This window comes from Janthinobacterium sp. 13, from assembly GCF_002749695.1.
Classification (GTDB): Bacteria; Pseudomonadota; Gammaproteobacteria; order Burkholderiales; family Burkholderiaceae_D; genus Janthinobacterium; species Janthinobacterium kumbetense.
The window spans coordinates 548,933-566,164 of sequence record NZ_PEEQ01000001.1 but is presented as its reverse complement, the minus strand read 5'-3'; the positions used below and the strand labels follow the sequence as shown (position 1 = coordinate 566,164).

The window sequence follows — 17,232 nt, the reverse complement described above, 5'->3', positions numbered from 1 at the left end:
ACATGCCGGGAGGTTACTGGCGCAGCAGCGACTTGCGGTAGTCGATGGCGTAGCCCAGTTTGCCTTTGTCCTGCGTCAATTCATCGAATGTCTCGCGGTCGACTTCGTCCAGCGCCCCCAGGTCTACCGCGCGCTTGCCGCCGCTGACGATATCGGCCGGCTTCAGCGCCACCATCGCCTGCGCGGCCAGCAGGATGGCGCTGGCGTAGGCGGCGGGATCGAGCAGGTTCACGCGCGCCAGGTCCAGCACCGGTTTGTTGCGCAGCCAGTCGGCCCAGTAAAATTCGAGAAATTCCGTGGCCCTGTCGGGAGGCTCGTAGCCGATCTCGCGCGTAAAGTAGACGAGCGAGCGGTACGGGTCGTCGCCGAGCGATGTCAGGCCGATGGCGGACGGCAGCTGCTGCGGCGTGATGGCCTGGTTCCGGCCGTTTTTCAGCCACACCTTGTTTTCCGCGCGCATGCGCGTCCAGAACGCCGTTTCGTCCAGCGCGCTGAAATTGTCGCTGACCTTGACCCACACCTTGAGTTGATGATTGCGCCCGCCATCGGCATCCCAGAAAGTGGAAAACGTGTGGTGGCCATCGGTGAGGTATACCGTGCCGCGCGGGCCGATGACGACAGTCTTCATGTCGTCGGGACGGCTGCCCACGGCCGCCTTGCAGCGGTAGCCGGGCGGTGGCGTGGCCAGGGTGGCGCCGGCGACATTGGCCGTGCCTGGCAAGACGTCGCCCTGGCCATTGGCTTCGCACAGGTCGGCGAATTTCTTTGGCTTGGCGATGTCGGCGATATGTTTTTCTTCGGCCGCATAGCGTCCCAGCTTGTAGTACACCTGGTCGTAGCCGATGGCCGGCTGGGTCGGATGCAGTTCATCGAGGCGCACCTGCAGGATGCGCGGATGGGCGGCGCTGCCCACGACGGTCGCCATCAGCGCCTGCTGGCGCGCGCTGAGGGCGGGCGCGACGGCGGCATCGCGGGCCAGTGCCGGCGGCAGGAAGGCTGCAAGGCAGGCCAGGGCCAGCAGCAGGGCGGGGATGCGGAAAAGAATCCGGTTCATTGCCTGTGTCTCCAATCGATACAGTATGGATGACGCCAGGCGCCGTGGCTTGATGCCGCGCAGGAGTGGTTCACATCGCTGCGCGCCGTCAGCGGCCCAGCATGCGCAGGCAGGCGTCGGCCACGTCGGCGGCGAAGGCGCTGCTGTCCTGTAACTGCGCGGCGATGGCGTCATCCGTCACGCCATGCACGGCCGAGTAAATCATCAGCGCCGCCAGGCGTGGCTGCGGCAAAGGCCAGGTGCCGGCCGCCGCGCCGCCCGCCAGGATGGCACCCAGCTGGGCCAGGATGGCGTTCTTGTCGGGATTGTCCGCGGGGTCGATGCCGATGCTGCGCCGGTGGCTCGTGTAGACGATGTCGTGCAATTGCCAGGTGTGCAGGTAAGTGGCCACATTCGCCTGCACCCACGCGCGCAGCCGGCCTTCCCAGTCGCCGGGCATGCACAGGTCGACGGCCGTTTCCAGGCTGGCCAGGAAGTGCTGCGTATAGCGTCCGGCCAGCGCCGCCAGCATCTCGTGCTTGGACGGAAAATAGTGATAGAACGTGCCTTTCGCCACGCCGGCCAGGGTGGTGATGTCGCTGACGGTGGTCGCTTCCACGCCCTTGTCGAGAAACAGGCGCTCGGCGGCGGCCATCAATTCATCGAGGCGCACTTCGGCAGGCTTGGTGCGGGGGCGAACGGGGGCCGGCGCGGCGGCGGCATCGGGCAGGGCGGGGTTGGCGTGTCGTGTCGTGGTCATGCACCCAGTATAAGTGAAGCGCGGGCGTCGCCCAAGCACCCGCCATGCAAGGCTATAGTTTTTAATTGACTGACGGTCAGTCGATAGTTATGATGAAGGCGAACTCATGAATTGGAGACACGCCATGCAGCGCTATCGCCGCGCGGCCCTGGTGGCCGCCGCCTACCTGGGCACCTTTCTCGCCTCGCTCGACATCAGCATCGTCAACGTGGCTTTGCCCACCCTGCAAACGGCGCTGGCGACGGATATGGCGGGTTTGCAGTGGGTGGTCAACGCCTATGCGCTGTGCCTGTCGGCCTGCATGCTGTCGGCCGGTCCGCTGGGCGACCGGCATGGGCACAAGCGCATCTGGCTGCTGGGCGTGGCCCTGTTTACGGCCGGTTCGCTGCTGTGCGCGCTGGCCGCCGGCCTGCCGCTGCTGCTGGCGGGGCGGGCCGTGCAGGGCGTCGCGGGCGCCTTGCTGATTCCGGGCGCGATGCCGATACTGAGCCACGCGTTTCCCGACCCGCGCGAACGGGCGCACGTGATCGGCGGCTGGTCGGCCTTCAGCGCGCTGGCGCTGACCCTGGGGCCCCTGCTGGGCGGCATGCTGCTGGAGGCCACGGGCTGGCAAAGCATCTTCCTGATCAACCTGCCGCTGGGAGTGCTGGCCATGCTGCTGGGCGCCTGGGGCATGACGGAACGCCATTACCGGGAACAGGCGGCGCTGGACCGGACGGGACAGGTGCTCAGCATCGTCTGGCTCGGTGCGCTCACCTACGGCTTGATCGCGCTGGGCGAGGCGGGCGGACCGGGCGGCATGGCTGCCTGGCCATCGCTGGGCGTGGCGCTGCTGGCCTTCGTCGCCTTCCTGGCTGTCGAAGCGCGCGCGCCACGTCCCCTGTTGCCGTTGCGGCTGTTTTGCGACCGGACCTTTGCGTTGATCAACCTGGCGTCGCTGGTGCTGGGGTTTGCCTGCTACAGCAGCCTGTTCTTTTTCTCGCTGTACCTGCAGCAAATCCAGGGTTGGCCGGCGGGCGCCAGCGGCGGGCGCATGTTGCCGCAGTTCGCGGCCATGGGCGTCGTTTCCCTCTGCTTCGGCCGCCTCAGCCGCCACTTGTCGCTGCGGCGAATGATGCTGGGCGGCTATGTGCTGGCGGGCCTGGTGCTGCTGGCGACGGCGACCTTGGCGCCGCGGACGCCCTACGCCATCGTCGGCAGCCTGTTCGGCCTGCTGGGCCTGGCGATGGGCCTGGCCGTGCCGGCCACCGGTTTGCTGGTGATGGCATCCGTGCGCGGCGAGCAAGCCGCCATGGCTTCGGCCATCATGAATGCCTTGCGCCAGGCGGGCATGACCTTGGGCGTGGCCGTGCTGGGCAGCGTGATGAGCTTGCGCGCCGCCGCTTTGCTGGAGCGGGCGGGGCAGGTTGCCGCCCTGGCAGCCGGTTTTCAGCTGGCCATGCTGCTGGCGGGGCTGGCGTGCCTGGCCGTGGCCTTGCCGCTGTACTGGCTGCCGCCGAAGTAAGGCTTATGCCTGCAAATGGCTGGGCACGCGCGGCGACGACATCAGGTCGCAGAAGGCGGCCCAGTGCTCGGCGCGCGTCGCGCCCTGGCGCTCGACATAGGCTTTCGCCATGTCCTGGCCCAGGTTGTAATTAATCACATAGGCACCCATGGCGTCGTAGAACTGCAGGCGCTGCGCGGATTTTTCGGCCGGGTACAGGCGCACGTTGACCAGCCATTCCAGCGCTTCTTCGCGGGTCAGGCTGCCTTCGAGGTACTGGCGCGCAATGTCGTTGTCGGCGTAGCCTAGCTTGGCCAGCAACTGGTTCAGCTGTGCGTAGCGGGGCGCCAGCGCAGGATCGAGGCCGGCCAGCGGGTACAGCACCTGCTGTTCGAATGCCAGCCGTTCTGCATCGGTAAAACTCAGTTCGATGCCGTAATTGGCCGTGCCTTCGGCGATCAACGATTGCGGCGAGTACAGCGGATAGATGCAGTATTCCATCCAGCCCTTGCCGCGCACCAGGTCGCGCTCGAGCAGCACGTTGTAGACGTGGTGACCGGGATACGCTTCGTGGCAGCCGAGATCAACCGCGCGGTCGATATACACGGGCAAGTCGGTATTGATCTGGATCACGCTCTGGTAGTTGCCCTTGTACCAGTTGTAGCCGCTCCACGGTTTGTCGGTGACGAATTCCAGCACGAAATCCTCGCCTTCGGGCAGGGCGATGTACTGCAAGGTGCGTTCGCGGCCCGCTCGGATGGCCGCGTCCATGACGGCGCGCAGCTTGTCGGCGGGAATGACGAGTTGCGCGCGCAAGGCGTTGACCCGGTCGCTGACCGTGCCGTCGCCAGGCAGCAGGGCGTCGATCTGCGCCACCAGCTCTGCGTAATATGCGCGGCTGTGGTGGGGCGAAACGGCGTCGTACAGGCGCGCGCTTTCCGTGTCGAAATCCAGGCGTGTCCCTTGCAGCATGTCCGCCTTGGCCAGCACGGCTTGCAACTGCTTGCGCAGGTTGAGGGCGCGCAGGCAAGAGGCGTCTGCCAGCAGGGCCAGCGCCGCGTTTGCGCCATCTTTGATATCGCTCAAACTCTGCAGCTGTTTGACCGCTGCGGCCTGCCACGCGGGCGGGCCGTAATACGCGTCGACATACGAGGCGTCGTGCTGGCCCATGGCCAAGACCAGCTTGACGTAGCGTTCGGCCACGTCGGCGAGGGAAGGGGAGTTGCTGTCGTTGTTGCTCATGGAGGCAGGGTTCTTCACGGTTGGACAGCGCTTATTGTATAGCGCAATCAGCCAGACGTGAGGCACGGTCGGGCGACATAATTTCCCTATAACAATGAGCGAAAGGCATCTTGATATAGCTCAGTGAACCTGGCATTCGTGGCCTGTGTGAGCGGGTTTGGTAGCAAGATGGCGTGGTCTTCTTTTTTACATGTACACGTGATTTTCTCCTTGATCTTTCTTCGTTTATGGACGAATATGATGTATGAGATCCGGCACTACCTGACGTCATCGGGCAGGGATTTATATACGGAATGGCTGAAGCGCCAGCGCGACAACACGGCCAGGGTGGCCATCGTGCGCCGCGTGCTGCGTATGATTCCTGGCAATTTTGGCGACCACAAGTTTTGCCACGACGGCGTGTGGGAGTTGCGCATCGATGTGGGGCCCGGCTACCGCGTGTATTACGCTATTGCCGGAACGCAGCTCATTTTATTGCTGTGCGGTGGCGACAAGCGCACGCAACCGAAAGATATCGAATACGCCTGTGCCTGCTGGCACGACTGGAAGGAGAGGGGACATGAGAGAGAACATGAACGAGGACATCCGCAAACCACCAAGAGACCGCTCGCATGACGAAGCGATGGCTGAGCTGTACCGCGACGATCCCGCCTTCGCCCTGGAATTGATCAACAATATCCTCGTCGATGGCGACCATGGCGAACTGCTGGCCGTGCTGCGCCAGCTGACGCGCGCCTTTGGCGGCGTGCCGGCCGTGGCGCAGGCGGCCAAGCTCAACCCTACCCAGCTGTACCGCACCCTGTCGCCCGAAGGCAATCCCTCGCTGAGCACCTTGACGGCCATCCTCGATGCCATGGGCTTGCGGCTGGCCGTGGAACCCAAGCAACCGTTTCCTGCACCGGCTGCCTGAGTCCCAGCCTTGGGCTTAAAACTCGACGGGCCGCGCTTCGCGCATCGCTTGCGTCATGGCCAGGCCGATGCGCGTCGCTTCCGTCGCGTCGTGCAAGGTCAAGGACAAGGTGCGCCGGCCCAGCGCCGCATCCGTAAACTCCTGCGCCTCGATCAAAAAGGCGTCGGCGAAGCGGGCATAGAAGTCCGGCGTGCATTCATTGCGCACGCCATGCGCATCCGAAATTTCCACCCTGTTCAGGCGCGGATTGCTGCCCACGGCCAGGCGGCCGCCCGTGCCGAACACTTCCGTCAGGGTTTCATGGCCATGCGCCATGGTGCGCGACGCCATGAAGCTGGCCATGCTGCCATCGGAAAACTCCACCGTTGCCAGGCCGTTGTCGACGTCGCCAAACGCTTGCAAGCCCGTGTGGATGGCGTTGGTGCCGCTCGCGTACACGCGTTTGGGCACGGGATTGCCCAGCAGCCAGCGCGCCAGGTCGATATCGTGCACGCTGCAGTCGAGGAAGATGCCGCCGCTGGTGGGGGCGAAGCGCATGAAGGCGCCGCTGGGGTCGTTCTGGTCGCACGTCTGCGAACGCACCAGGTAGGGCTTGCCGATCAGGCCTTGCGCGATCTTTTGCTGCGCGTCATGGTAGCTGGCATCGAAGCGGCGCACGAAGCCGATCATGATGGTCAGCTGCGGGTGGCGCGCCGCTTCCGCTTCCACCTTCAGGCAGTCGGCCAGGTCCAGCGACAGCGGTTTTTCGCAAAATACGTGCTTGCCGGCGCGCAGGGCGGCGATGATCTGGTCCGCGTGCAGCGAGGTGGGCGTGACGAGGAAGACGGCGTCCAGGCCCGGGTGGGCCAGCAGGGCGTCGTAATCCGCATAAACTTTGGTGATGCCGAGCGTGCTGGCGGCCCAGTCCAGTTCGGCTTGCACAGGACTGCAGGCGGCCACGACCTCGGCATTCGGCACGCGCTGTGCCAGGTTGATGGCGTGGCGCTGGCCCAGCCGGCCCAGGCCGACGATGCCGACTTTTAATGTTGGGGATGACATGGTGTCTCCAGATTTTTTATTGTTGTTTATAAAGTTACGACGCCAGGGTCACGACACGACCCTCGCGCCACGACAAGGTAGCCGCCTCGGCCAGTTCCAATGCCTTCAAGCCATCGTGGACGGTGGTACGCAGCGGCGTGCCGTGGGTGAGGGCGTCAAAGAAGTGCGCCATTTCCTGCGCGTAGGCCACGCGATAACGTTCCAGGAAAAAATCTTCCGGCCTGTCCACGCTGACGTTCACGGAACCATAGGCCGTCACTTCCGTCGGCTTGTGGTTGCCCGCCTGCAGCATGCCGGCGCTGCCCAGCACTTCGAAGCGCTGGTCGTAGCCGTAGGCGGCGCGGCGCGAGGCATTGATCTGGCACAAACGTCCTTTCGCCGTGCGGATGGTGACGACGGCCGTGTCCAGGTCGCCCGCCGCGCCGATGGCGGGGTCGACGAGGCAGCTGCCCGTGGCGTGCACGCTGACGGCTTCATCGTCGAGTATCCAGCGGAAAATGTCGAAATCGTGGATCAGCATATCCTTGAAGATGCCGCCCGAGACCTGGATATAGCTCACGGGCGGCGGGCCGGGATCGCGGCTGGTCACCACCAGCAACTCCGGCGTACCGATCTCGCCCGCTTCGATGCGTGTCTTGACGGCATTGAAAGTCGGGTCGTAGCGGCGCTGGAAGCCCAGCATGCACAGCACTTTCGCTTCCTTGACGGCGGCGGCGCAGGCGCGCGCCCGGGCTATCGTCAGGTCGACGGGTTTTTCGCAAAAGATGGCCTTGCCGGCGGCGGCCGAGCGCAGGATCAGGTCCGCGTGCGTATCCGTGCTGGAAGCGATGACGACGGCCTTGATGGCCGGGTCGGCCAGCGCCGCTTCGACAGTCGCGCTGCTGCCGCCGTGCAAGCCGGCAAGGGCGGCGGCCGCTTCCTGGTTGACGTCGACCACGTACTTGAACTGCACGCCGGGTTGGGCAGCCAGGTTGGCCGCGTGGATTTTGCCGATGCGTCCGGCGCCGAACAACGCTACTTCAATCATCATGTTCTCCTGGGGTGTGGATTTCTTCGATGTCGAGCTCTAATTTGTATGCCAGCGCGATGAACAGCGCCTGGCACAGGCAGATGGTGCTGGTCAGCGAACGGAAGGCGAAGGCGCTGCCCTCGGTGACGGTGAGCAGCGCGTCGGCGGCCCGTGCGAGCGGGGCCAGCTTGCTGTCGGTAATCACCAGGACCTTGGCGCCCTTGTCTTGCGCCGCCTTGATGCACTGCTGGGTTTCCTTGCCGTAAGGCGAGAAACTGATGGCGATCGCCACATCGCGTTCGCGCACGCTGCGCATCTGTTCGCGGTGCATGCCGCCCAGTCCGCTAATCAGGTGCACGCGCTTGTCCGTGTGTTCCAGCGCATAGGCGATGTAGGAGGCGATCGGAAAGGACCGGCGCACGCCGATCACATAGATGTTTTCCGCTTTCAACAGCAGGTTGACGGCCGCTTCCAGCTGCGCGTCGTCGAGGCCGGCCGCCAGGTCGTCGAGGCCGGCGCGGCTGGCGCCGACGAATTCGCGCGTCAGGTCGCCTGCGCTGAGGGCGGCGTCGCGCGTGGAAATGAGCTTGCGGATGCGCTGCTGGTAGTCGGGCGTGGCGCCGGCCTGGTCCGTGTACGCCTGGCGGAACACGTCCTGCATTTCCGAAAAGCCCGTATAGCCGAAGCGCTGCGCGAAGCGCACGATGGCGGACGGCTGCACATCGCAGGCGGCCGCGATGTCGCTGATGCGTTCGAGCATCAGGCTGGCACGGTGCTTTTCAATGTATTGCGCGATGACTTTCAGCTGGCGCGACAGATTGTCGTACTCGGCGGCAATGTGCTGCATCAGCTGTTCGATGGGGGCGGTGGCTGCCATGGTGTTTTCCTCGGTTGCTTGCTGGGCCGCGCAACAGGATTGCGGCGGCTGGTTCTGGCGAGAATTATAGGAGTGAATCCAGAAAATAGAAATGATTTTCTATTTAAATTTATTTTGAAAATTTTATTGCATTTGTCTTTTTTGTGGCCTAAGCTGTGCGCAGTGCATCGGGTCTTGCCGGTTTTCCGGCTCCCCGCTGACACGCGACAAAAGCTGGCAACTATAAAAATTAATCCTTCAAGGAGACATTCATGCAAAGCAATAAGCGTAAGGGATTTCTGAAGCACCTAGCCGTGCTGGGCCTCGGCCTGGGACTGGGTCTGGGCATGAGCGCCAGCCACGCGGCAGGCGAGAAATTCGTGCTGATCAGCCATGCGCCCGATTCCGATTCCTGGTGGAATACGATTAAAAATTCCGTCAAGCAAGCAGGCGAAGACTTCAATGTCACCGTCGACTACCGCAATCCACCGAACGGCGACCTGGCCGACATGGCGCGCCTGGTCGAGCAATCGGCTGCCCGCAACTACGACGGCGTGATCGTCAGCATCGCCGACTTCAGCGTGCTGCAAAAACCGCTGGGCCTTGTTGCTGCCAAGAAGATTCCGTTTGTCACGATCAATTCGGGCACCCTGGCGCAAAGCGAGCAGCTGGGCGCCGTGATGCACGTGGGCCAGCCTGAATACGAGGCAGGCAAGGGCGCCGGCGAAAAAGCCAAGGCGGCCGGCATCAAGTCCTTCGTTTGCGTCAACCATTACGCGACGAATCCGTCGTCATTCGAGCGCTGCCGCGGCTTTGCCGAAGCCATCGGCGTCGATTTCAAGGCCGCCACCCTGGATGCGGGCGAAGATCCGACCACCATCGAAAGCAAGTTGAGCGCCTACCTGCGCAACAACCCGAAAACCCAGGCCGTGCTGGCGCTGGGCCCCACCTCGGCCCACGCTTCGCTGAAGGCCCTGGAAAAAATGGGTTTGAAGGGCAAGATGTGGTTCGCCACGTTCGACCTGTCCGATGAAATCTCGAAGGGCATCAAGGATGGCAGCATCCAGTTCGCCATCGACCAGCAACCTTACCTGCAAGGCTATATCCCCGTTGCCGTGCTGGCCATCATGAAGCAGGACAAGACCACGGACCTGGCCAAGGTGCGCGAAAAGCTGATCAATAACGCCAAATTCAAGGCGCGCCTGGCCGAGTACGGCCTGGCACCATCGTATGGCCCGCGCCATATCGGTTCCGGTCCTGGTTATGTCACCAAGGACAATATCGGCAAGGTAGAGAAATACGCCGGCCAGTTCCGTTAAGCACCCGCTTTTCAGTTCAATCAGGACCTTAGTCGTTGTCCCCGCGCGCAGGCCATGCTTGCCGGCGCGCGGGTCCTGCCGCCCTGGAATTGCTGTCGAGGCTGGTAGGTTGCTATAAAACAAGGGAGACATAGCATGAGTACCGTGAAATTAAGCGTGGAGCAGGGTGGCATGGCCGCCTCGGGCACGCCGCCGCAAAAGCAGGGCTTTGATGAGCGCGTGGGGCAGGTCAGCTGGCTCAAGCGGCTGTTCAGCCGCCCGGAATTCGCCTCGATCTCGGGCGCCATCCTGGTGTTCGCCTTCTTTATCCTGACGGCCGGCGATTCCGGCATGTTCAACCTCGACGGCGTGATCAACTGGGCGCAAGTGGCCGCCTACCTGGGCATCATCGCCATCGGTGCCTGCGTATTGATGATCGCCGGCGAATTCGACCTGTCGATCGGCTCCATGATCGGCTTTGCCGGCATGATGATCGCCATCCCTTCCGTCTACTTCCACTGGCCCGTGTGGGCCGCCATCCTGTTCGCCTTTGCCGGTTCGATGGCGCTGGGCTGGCTCAACGGCTACCTGGTCATCAAGACGCGCTTGCCTTCGTTTATCGTCACCCTGGCCTTCCTGTTCATCCTGCGCGGCCTGACCCTGGCCCTGTCCATCATGTTTGCCAACCGCACCATCGTCAGCGGCATCGGCGCGCTGGCCGCCGACGACTGGCTGGCCATGACCCTGTTCCATGGCGAAGTGGGCACGTCGCTGTTCGCCTGGATGGCCAAGGCGGGCTGGATCACGGCGCTCGACAATGGCGCGCCGCTGGTCAAGGGCATCCCCAAGGTCATCGTCTGGTGGGCCGGCCTGGCGCTGGTGTCCGGCTTCGTCCTGGCCCGCACCCGTATCGGCAACTGGATCTTCGCTGTCGGCGGCGATGCCAACGCGGCCAAGAACGTGGGCGTGCCCGTGAAAACCATCAAGGTATCGCTGTTTGTCTTCACGGCGTTCTGCGCTTGCCTGTTTGCCACGCTGCAAGTATTTGACGTGGGTTCGGCTGCCGCCGACCGCGGCATGCAAAAGGAATTCGAAGCCATCATCGCGGCCGTCATCGGCGGCGCCTTGCTGACGGGCGGCTACGGTTCCGTCGTCGGCGCCTGCTTCGGCGCGCTGATCTTCGGCGTGGTACAGATCGGCATTACTTATACCAATATCAATTCGGACTGGTTCCGCGTCTTCCTCGGCGTCATGCTGTTGATCGCGGTACTGTTCAACAACTTTGTCCGTGCCCGTGTCACGGAAGCGAGATAAGCCATGAGCGAATACATCCTTGCGCTGGAAAACATCAGCAAACGTTTCGGCTCCGTCATCGCCCTGCAAAACGTCACCCTGCGCCTGAAACCGGGCGAAGTGCATTGCTTGCTCGGTGATAACGGCGCCGGCAAGTCGACCCTGATCAAGACCTTGGCCGGAGTGCACAAGCCGACCGACGGTCAGTATCTGGTTGACGGCAAGCCCGTCAGCTTCAATTCGCCGAAGGAAGCGCTCGACCTGGGCGTGGCCACCGTCTACCAGGACCTGGCGCTGGTGCCATTGCTGTCCGTGGCGCGCAATTTCTTCATGGGCCGCGAACCGATCCGGAAAATGTTTGGCGTGCTGCCCGTGATGGATATGGAATACGCAGCCACGACGGCGCGCGACAAGCTGGCCGAAATGGGCATCATGGTGCGCGACCCGCACCAGGCCGTGGGCACCATGTCGGGCGGCGAGCGGCAATGCCTGGCCATTGCCCGCGCCATCCACTTCGGCGCGCGCGTGCTGATCCTCGACGAGCCGACGGCGGCCTTGGGCGTGAAACAGTCGTTCAATGTGTTGAAATTGATCTACAAGGCGCGCGAACGGGGCCTGTCCGTGATCTTTATTACCCACAATGTGCACCATGCCTACCCCGTGGGCGACTCGTTCACGCTCTTGAACCGGGGCAAATCGCTGGGCACTTACACCAAGGAAACTGTTTCCAAGGATGAAGTACTCGACATGATGGCGGGCGGTGCGGAAATGCAAACGCTGATGAGTGAACTCGACGGTGTCACGATTTAAGGATAACCATGAATAACCCGACACAATTTGCCCAGGGCCGCGCGCTGGACGTGATCTGCCTGGGCCGCCTGGCGGTGGACCTGTATGCGCAGCAGATCGGCAGCACCCTGGAAGACGCGACCAGTTTCGCCAAGTACCTGGGCGGTTCGTCGGCGAATATCGCCTTCGGCACGGCCCGCCTGGGCTTGAAGTCCGCCATGCTGTCGAAAGTGGGCGACGACCACATGGGCCGTTTCTTGACGGACACCTTGGCGAAAGAGGGTTGCGACGTCAGCCATGTCGGCATCGACCGCGACCGTTTGACGGCGCTGGTGATGCTGGGCATCAAGGATAAAAACACGTTTCCCCTGATTTTCTACCGTGAAAACTGCGCCGACATGGCCATCGAGCCATCCGCCGTCGACGCCGCCTTTATCGCTTCCAGCAAGGCGCTGTTGATCACCGGCACGCATTTTTCGACGGCTACGATGCACGCCGTCAGCACGCAGGCCCTGAAATTGGCGCGCGCCAACAACGTGCGCACCATGCTCGACATCGATTACCGGCCCGTGCTGTGGGGTTTATCGGGCAAGGCGGACGGCGAAACGCGTTTCGTTTCGAACGACGGCGTGACGCGCCACCTGCAGGCGATCTTGCCGCAGTTCGACTTGATCGTCGGCACGGAAGAGGAATTCATGATCGCCGGCGGCGGCGCCGACATCATGGCCTCCCTGCGCGCCGTGCGGGCCGTGAGCGGTGCCACGCTGGTCGTCAAGCGGGGGCCGCTGGGCTGCGCCGTCATCGACGCGGCCATTCCAGCCGGTCTCGATGCGGCTTTCAACTATCAGGGCGTGCGCGTCGAAGTGCTCAACGTGCTGGGTGCCGGGGACGCGTTTCTCTCGGGCTTTTTGAAAGGCTGGCTGCGCGGCGAGGATTACGAGGCGTGCTGCCGCTATGCAAATGGCTGCGGCGCCTTGGTCGTGTCGCGCCACGGTTGCGCGCCGGCCATGCCGTCGCCCATCGAGCTCGACTATTTCCTGGCCAATGCGGCAAAACTGACGCAACCGGACCAGGACGCCACCTTGTCGCGCCTGCACCGCACGACGGTGGCGCGCAAAGAGTGGAATGAACTGTGCGTGTTTGCCTTCGATCACCGCACGCAATTCTTTGAGCTGGCGCAACAGGCAGGCGCGCCCGAATCGGCTATTTACGCCCTGAAGCAATTGATGGTGCAAGCCGTGGCGCAGACGGAAGCGGCCTTGCAACTGGCTGGCAAGACGGGCGTGCTGATCGATGGACGCTATGGCGTCGACGCGCTCAACGATGCGACGGGGCGCGGCTGGTGGATCGGCCGTCCCGTGGAATTGCCCGGTTCCAATCCGCTGCAATTCGACTGGGGCCGCTCCATCGGTTCGCACCTGCTCAGCTGGCCCAAGGAACACGTGATCAAGTGCCTGGTGCAGTTGCATCCGGACGATACCGTGGAAAACCGATTGGAACAGGAAGCGCAGATCAAGGCCCTGTATGACGCGGCGCAAGTGAGCGGTCACGAACTGTTGTTGGAAGTCATACCGTCGGAATCCTTGCCGCACGGCGACGACACGGTCTTGCGCGCCGTCAAACGCTTGTACAACCTGGGCATTTACCCGGAATGGTGGAAGCTGGAAAGCATGTCAGCCCAGCAATGGCAAGCCATCGATGCCCTCGTGCACGAGCGCGATCCGTATTGCCGTGGCGTCGTCCTGCTGGGCTTGAACGCGCCGATTGCCGCCCTGGCCGCCAGTTTTGAACAAGCCAGTGCCAGCACGACGTGCCGCGGCTTCATGGTGGGACGCACCATCTTCCAGGAACCGAGCCGCCGCTGGCTGGCGGGCGAACTCGACGATGCGGGCTTGATCTCCGCCGTGCGCGCCAACTTCGAGCAGCTCATTGCCCTGTGGCAGCGCATGCGCAACCGCCTGGAGCGTGCAGCATGAGCGCCACGATCAGATTGACCATGGCCCAGGCTTTAGTCCGCTACCTGGCCGTCCTGCGCACGGAAGAGGGCGATGGTTCCTTGATCCCCCTGTTCGGCGGTGCCTTCGCCATCTTTGGCCACGGCAACGTGGCGGGCCTGGGCGAAGCGCTGTACCAGTACCGCGACAGTTTCCCCACGTACCGCGCCCACAATGAGCAGGCGATGGCGCACTCGGCCATTGCGTATGCGAAAGCCCACATGCGCCGGCGCATGCTGGCCGTCACCAGTTCCATCGGCCCCGGCGCCACCAATTTGCTGACGGCCGCCGCGCTGGCCCACGTGAATCGCTTGCCGGTATTGCTGTTGCCCGGCGACGTGTTCGTCTCGCGCGCGCCGGACCCCGTATTGCAGCAGCTGGAAGACGCCGGCGACGGCAGCGTGTCGGTGAATGACGCTTTTAAACCTTTATCGCGCTATTTCGACCGCATCGTGTATCCGGAGCAATTGCTGACGGCCTTGCCGCGCGCCATTGCCGCCTTGACGGACCCGGCCGCCTGCGGCCCCGTCACCTTGTCCCTGCCGCAAGACGTGCAAACGATGGCGTATGACTATCCGGCCGACTTTTTCGAACCGCGCACCGTGCGTTTCCGCGCCGTGCCGCCCGTCGAGCAGGAACTGGAAGAAGCGGCCGCCTTGCTGAAACATGCGAAACAGCCGCTGATCGTGGCCGGCGGCGGCGTGCTGTACGGCAAGGCCGGTGCCGCCTTGCAGGCGTTTGCCGAGCGCCACGGCATCCCCGTGGCGGAAACCCAGGCCGGCAAAAGTTCCCTGCCCTGGGATCATGCGCTGCAGCTGGGCGCCATCGGCGTCACCGGCTCGCCCGCTGCGAATGCCCTGGCGGCGCAGGCGGACGTGGTGCTGGCTGTCGGCACGCGCTTGCAGGATTTCACGACGGGCTCGAACTCCCTGTTTGCGCAAGCGCAACTGGTCAGCCTGAACGTCAACGCTTTCGATGCGCTGAAACGCCGTGGCCTGGGCGTGCAGGCGGACGCGACACTTGGCTTGCAGGGCTTGTCGCGGTACTTGCCTAACTGGAATAGCGCGGGCCAGTGGCTGGACCGCGCACAGCAGGCTGGGAACGCATGGCGCGATACCGTCCTGGCCATTACTGGCCAGCGCGAGGTGGACGGCTTGCCGTATGACGGCGAAGTCATCGGCGCCGTGCAGCGCTCTTCTGCTGACTCCACTGCCCGCGACATCGTCGTTTGCGCGGCGGGGACGCTGCCGGCCGAGCTGCACAAACTGTGGCGCACCAGCACGCCCGGCGGCTACCACATGGAATACGGCTATTCGTGCATGGGCTATGAAATCGCCGGCGGCCTGGGCGTCAAGATGGCCAAGCCCGAGCGCGAAGTCATCGTCATGGTGGGCGACGGCAGTTATCTGATGATGAATTCGGAAATCGCCACCTCCGTCATGCTGGATAAAAAACTCATCATCGTCGTGCTCGACAACCGGGGTTACGGCTGCATCAACCGATTGCAGCAGGCGTGCGGCAACGCGTCATTCAACAATATGTTGCCCGACAGCGCACCCGCCATCGACTTCGCCCTGCATGCCCGGTCGCTGGGAGCGCTGTCCGAGCACGTGGCCAATATTCACGAACTGGAACAGGCGATGCTGCGCGCCCGCGCCGCCAGCCGCACCTACTTGATCTGCATCAATACGGACGCCACGCGCACGACCGAGGAGGGCGGTTGCTGGTGGGAAGTGGCCGTACCCGAAGTCTCGACACAAGCCGGCGTGCAAGCGGCGCGCGCCCGTTATGAACTTGACCGCCAAGGACAACAAAAATGACTACTACATGGAATGTGAAGATCGGCATCAACCCGATCTCGTGGATGAACGACGATTTACCCAGCCTGGGCGGCGAAACGCCGCTGGAAACAGCCCTCAAGGAAGGCGCCGAGATCGGCTACGTGGGCTTTGAACTGGGCAACAAGTTTCCCAAGGATGCCCCGGCCCTGAACGCCGTGCTGGGCAAATATAATCTCGCCTGCGTGTCCGGCTGGTATTCGGGACGGCTGGCGCACCGGTCCGTGGAAGAGGAAATTGCCGCTGTCGGGCCGCATCTGCGCTTGCTGGCCGATAGTGGCGCCACCGTCATGGTCTACGGCGAAGTGGCGGACGCCATCCAGGGCGAAGCCCGCCCGTTGTATAAACGTCCGCGTTTCCAGTCGCCGCAGCAATGGCAGGACTATGCCGACAAATTGACGGCGTTTGCGAAACACTTGCTCGGCCACGGCGTGCGCCTGGCCTACCACCACCACATGGGCGCCTACGTGGAAACGCCGACGGACGTGGACCAATTGATGGCCTTGACGGGGGCCGAGGTCGGCTTGCTGTTCGACACGGGCCACATCACCTTTGCCGGCGGCGATGCGCTGGCGGTCTTGAACAAGCACATCGATCGCATCTGCCACGTGCATTGCAAGGATGTGCGCCCCAACGTGGTGAAGCTGGCGAGAAATGGCCACTGGAGTTTCCTGCAAGCCGTCATCAATGGCGCCTTCAGCGTCCCCGGCGACGGCAGCATCGACTTTCCGGCCATCCTGACGCGCCTGTATTTGCACGGCTACGAAGGCTGGCTGGTGGTGGAGGCGGAGCAAGATCCGGCCGTGGCCCCCAGCTATCAGTATGCCAAGATGGGCCACGATTACCTGGCACGCCTGGTCGACGCGATTCCCCGCCTGGGGCGGGAGGCGGCATGAGCCCGCTGCTGGTCAAGGCGAGGGCCGGTTCGGCCATCGTCGAAGTGACGCCAGAGTCGGCCGGCTGGACGCACGTGGGCTTTGCCGCGCACCGGCTGGCGGCAGGCGAACAGCTGACGTTGGAGACGGGCAGCCGCGAACTGTGCCTCGTCGTGCTGACGGGCACGGTGACGGTGCAGGCGGGCGGGCAGACCTGGGAAGCCATCGGCAATCGCCAGAGCGTGTTTGAAGACGTCTCGCCCTACGCCGTGTATGCGCCGCTGGAAACCACGGTCGGCATCACGGCCGTGGGCAACGCGGAAGTGGCGCTGTGCAGTGCGCCGGCCACGACCCATCGCCCGGCGCGCCTGATCGACCCGCAGTCGATGACGCGCTCCGTGCGCGGCAAGGGGGCGAATACCCGCTATGTGTGCGACATCCTGCCGCAGACAGCCGAGGCCGATGGCTTGCTGGTGGTGGAAGTGGTCACGCCGTCCGGCCATTCGTCCAGCTATCCGCCGCACAAGCACGACAGCGACAATATCCCGCTGGAAAGTTCGCTGGAAGAAACGTATTACCACCGCATCAATCCCGAGCAGGGCTTTGCGTACCAACGCGTCTACACGGACGACCGCAGCATCGACGAAGCCATGGCCGTGGAAAACCACGACGTGGTGATGGTGCCCAGGGGTTACCACCCCGTCACCGTGCCGTATGGCTACGATGGCTATTACCTGAACGTGATGGCCGGCCCGAAACGCGTGTGGCACTTTAAAAACGACCCGGCCCATGACTGGCTGATGACGAAATAACA

The 17,232-nt window shown here is 63.4% G+C and carries 16 protein-coding genes; 10 read left to right on the top strand and 6 right to left on the bottom strand.

Features of this window, described 5'->3' with window-relative positions; translation table 11 throughout:
- Nucleotides 1–13: 13 nt before the first annotated feature.
- Together CLU94_RS02320 and CLU94_RS02315 are read right to left on the bottom strand one after the other, a co-directional pair.
- Nucleotides 14–1,054, bottom strand: a complete 1,041-nt coding sequence (locus tag CLU94_RS02320) for a ParB/Srx family N-terminal domain-containing protein (RefSeq protein WP_180278558.1) — start codon at nucleotides 1,052–1,054, stop codon at nucleotides 14–16.
- A gap of 88 nt (nucleotides 1,055–1,142) precedes the next feature.
- Nucleotides 1,143–1,688 (bottom strand): TetR/AcrR family transcriptional regulator, encoded by a 546-nt coding sequence (locus CLU94_RS02315; protein ID WP_218965338.1) that lies wholly within the window; start codon nucleotides 1,686–1,688, stop codon nucleotides 1,143–1,145.
- A 229-nt stretch (nucleotides 1,689–1,917) separates the two neighbouring features.
- Between CLU94_RS02315 and CLU94_RS02310 the strand changes: the two genes are divergently transcribed.
- The gene (locus CLU94_RS02310; protein ID WP_099664434.1) at nucleotides 1,918–3,297 is read left to right on the top strand and encodes an MFS transporter; all 1,380 of its coding nucleotides are present in this window, start codon (nucleotides 1,918–1,920) and stop codon (nucleotides 3,295–3,297) included.
- A 3-nt stretch (nucleotides 3,298–3,300) separates the two neighbouring features.
- Here the strand turns inward: CLU94_RS02310 and CLU94_RS02305 are convergent, their stop codons facing one another.
- Nucleotides 3,301–4,518, bottom strand: coding sequence for a hypothetical protein (locus CLU94_RS02305; protein ID WP_099664433.1), 1,218 nt, complete (start codon nucleotides 4,516–4,518; stop codon nucleotides 3,301–3,303).
- A gap of 123 nt (nucleotides 4,519–4,641) precedes the next feature.
- Here CLU94_RS02305 and CLU94_RS02300 point away from each other — a divergent pair, with 123 nt between their 5' ends.
- Complete coding sequence (locus tag CLU94_RS02300) at nucleotides 4,642–5,133, top strand: type II toxin-antitoxin system RelE/ParE family toxin (protein WP_441326505.1); 492 nt, start codon at nucleotides 4,642–4,644, stop codon at nucleotides 5,131–5,133.
- Nucleotides 5,090–5,428 carry a helix-turn-helix domain-containing transcriptional regulator gene (locus tag CLU94_RS02295; protein ID WP_099664432.1) on the top strand — a complete coding sequence of 113 codons (339 nt, stop codon included), beginning with the start codon at nucleotides 5,090–5,092 and terminating at the stop codon, nucleotides 5,426–5,428. The genes CLU94_RS02300 and CLU94_RS02295 overlap by 44 nt, the downstream gene beginning before the upstream one ends.
- 15 nt (nucleotides 5,429–5,443) lie before the next feature.
- On the opposite strand, the gene CLU94_RS02290 is transcribed toward CLU94_RS02295, so the two are convergent.
- The 3 genes from CLU94_RS02290 to CLU94_RS02280 are packed head-to-tail and all read right to left on the bottom strand — an operon-like array spanning nucleotide 5,444 to nucleotide 8,352.
- Nucleotides 5,444–6,466, bottom strand: a complete 1,023-nt coding sequence (locus CLU94_RS02290) for a Gfo/Idh/MocA family oxidoreductase (RefSeq protein ID WP_099664431.1) — start codon at nucleotides 6,464–6,466, stop codon at nucleotides 5,444–5,446.
- A 34-nt stretch (nucleotides 6,467–6,500) separates the two neighbouring features.
- Nucleotides 6,501–7,493 carry an inositol 2-dehydrogenase gene (iolG, locus tag CLU94_RS02285; protein ID WP_099664430.1) on the bottom strand — a complete coding sequence of 331 codons (993 nt, stop codon included), beginning with the start codon at nucleotides 7,491–7,493 and terminating at the stop codon, nucleotides 6,501–6,503.
- Nucleotides 7,486–8,352, bottom strand: coding sequence for a MurR/RpiR family transcriptional regulator (locus CLU94_RS02280; protein ID WP_034757651.1), 867 nt, complete (start codon nucleotides 8,350–8,352; stop codon nucleotides 7,486–7,488). Before CLU94_RS02280 ends, iolG begins: the two co-directional genes overlap by 8 nt.
- Nucleotides 8,353–8,603: 251 nt before the next feature.
- Between CLU94_RS02280 and CLU94_RS02275 the strand changes: the two genes are divergently transcribed.
- The 7 genes from CLU94_RS02275 to iolB all read left to right on the top strand — a co-directional run bounded on the left by CLU94_RS02275 (nucleotide 8,604) and on the right by iolB (nucleotide 17,230).
- Complete coding sequence (locus CLU94_RS02275; RefSeq protein ID WP_099664429.1) at nucleotides 8,604–9,650, top strand: sugar ABC transporter substrate-binding protein; 1,047 nt, start codon at nucleotides 8,604–8,606, stop codon at nucleotides 9,648–9,650.
- Between the two features lie 171 nt (nucleotides 9,651–9,821).
- Nucleotides 9,822–10,943 carry an ABC transporter permease gene (locus CLU94_RS02270; protein WP_077409079.1) on the top strand — a complete coding sequence of 374 codons (1,122 nt, stop codon included), beginning with the start codon at nucleotides 9,822–9,824 and terminating at the stop codon, nucleotides 10,941–10,943.
- Between the two features lie 3 nt (nucleotides 10,944–10,946).
- Complete coding sequence (locus CLU94_RS02265) at nucleotides 10,947–11,732, top strand: ATP-binding cassette domain-containing protein (protein ID WP_099664428.1); 786 nt, start codon at nucleotides 10,947–10,949, stop codon at nucleotides 11,730–11,732.
- Nucleotides 11,733–11,740: 8 nt separating this feature from the next.
- Nucleotides 11,741–13,687, top strand: coding sequence for a bifunctional 5-dehydro-2-deoxygluconokinase/5-dehydro-2-deoxyphosphogluconate aldolase (locus CLU94_RS02260; protein ID WP_099664427.1), 1,947 nt, complete (start codon nucleotides 11,741–11,743; stop codon nucleotides 13,685–13,687).
- A complete protein-coding gene (gene iolD, locus CLU94_RS02255) occupies nucleotides 13,684–15,525 on the top strand; it encodes a 3D-(3,5/4)-trihydroxycyclohexane-1,2-dione acylhydrolase (decyclizing) (protein ID WP_099664426.1) in 1,842 nt (613 codons plus the stop codon). The genes CLU94_RS02260 and iolD overlap by 4 nt, the downstream gene beginning before the upstream one ends.
- On the top strand, nucleotides 15,522–16,439 hold the full coding sequence (gene iolE, locus CLU94_RS02250) for a myo-inosose-2 dehydratase (RefSeq protein WP_099664425.1): 918 nt from the start codon (nucleotides 15,522–15,524) through the stop codon (nucleotides 16,437–16,439). The genes iolD and iolE overlap by 4 nt, the downstream gene beginning before the upstream one ends.
- Complete coding sequence (iolB, locus tag CLU94_RS02245; RefSeq protein WP_099664424.1) at nucleotides 16,436–17,230, top strand: 5-deoxy-glucuronate isomerase; 795 nt, start codon at nucleotides 16,436–16,438, stop codon at nucleotides 17,228–17,230. The genes iolE and iolB overlap by 4 nt, the downstream gene beginning before the upstream one ends.
- The last annotated feature ends 2 nt before the right edge of the window (nucleotides 17,231–17,232 follow it).

What these genes read in the sequence shown, in the direction of transcription:
- CLU94_RS02320 (WP_180278558.1), bottom strand. Translation starts at nt 1,054, where the DNA reads ATGAACCGGATTCTTTTCCGCATCCCCGCCCTGCTGCTGGCCCTGGCC.
- CLU94_RS02315 (WP_218965338.1), bottom strand. Translation starts at nt 1,688, where the DNA reads ATGGCCGCCGCCGAGCGCCTGTTTCTCGACAAGGGCGTGGAAGCGACC.
- CLU94_RS02310 (WP_099664434.1), top strand. Translation starts at nt 1,918, where the DNA reads ATGCAGCGCTATCGCCGCGCGGCCCTGGTGGCCGCCGCCTACCTGGGC.
- CLU94_RS02305 (WP_099664433.1), bottom strand. Translation starts at nt 4,518, where the DNA reads ATGAGCAACAACGACAGCAACTCCCCTTCCCTCGCCGACGTGGCCGAA.
- CLU94_RS02295 (WP_099664432.1), top strand. Translation starts at nt 5,090, where the DNA reads ATGAACGAGGACATCCGCAAACCACCAAGAGACCGCTCGCATGACGAA.
- CLU94_RS02290 (WP_099664431.1), bottom strand. Translation starts at nt 6,466, where the DNA reads ATGTCATCCCCAACATTAAAAGTCGGCATCGTCGGCCTGGGCCGGCTG.
- iolG (WP_099664430.1), bottom strand. Translation starts at nt 7,493, where the DNA reads ATGATTGAAGTAGCGTTGTTCGGCGCCGGACGCATCGGCAAAATCCAC.
- CLU94_RS02280 (WP_034757651.1), bottom strand. Translation starts at nt 8,352, where the DNA reads ATGGCAGCCACCGCCCCCATCGAACAGCTGATGCAGCACATTGCCGCC.
- CLU94_RS02275 (WP_099664429.1), top strand. Translation starts at nt 8,604, where the DNA reads ATGCAAAGCAATAAGCGTAAGGGATTTCTGAAGCACCTAGCCGTGCTG.
- CLU94_RS02270 (WP_077409079.1), top strand. Translation starts at nt 9,822, where the DNA reads ATGGCCGCCTCGGGCACGCCGCCGCAAAAGCAGGGCTTTGATGAGCGC.
- CLU94_RS02265 (WP_099664428.1), top strand. Translation starts at nt 10,947, where the DNA reads ATGAGCGAATACATCCTTGCGCTGGAAAACATCAGCAAACGTTTCGGC.
- CLU94_RS02260 (WP_099664427.1), top strand. Translation starts at nt 11,741, where the DNA reads ATGAATAACCCGACACAATTTGCCCAGGGCCGCGCGCTGGACGTGATC.
- iolD (WP_099664426.1), top strand. Translation starts at nt 13,684, where the DNA reads ATGAGCGCCACGATCAGATTGACCATGGCCCAGGCTTTAGTCCGCTAC.
- iolE (WP_099664425.1), top strand. Translation starts at nt 15,522, where the DNA reads ATGACTACTACATGGAATGTGAAGATCGGCATCAACCCGATCTCGTGG.
- iolB (WP_099664424.1), top strand. Translation starts at nt 16,436, where the DNA reads ATGAGCCCGCTGCTGGTCAAGGCGAGGGCCGGTTCGGCCATCGTCGAA.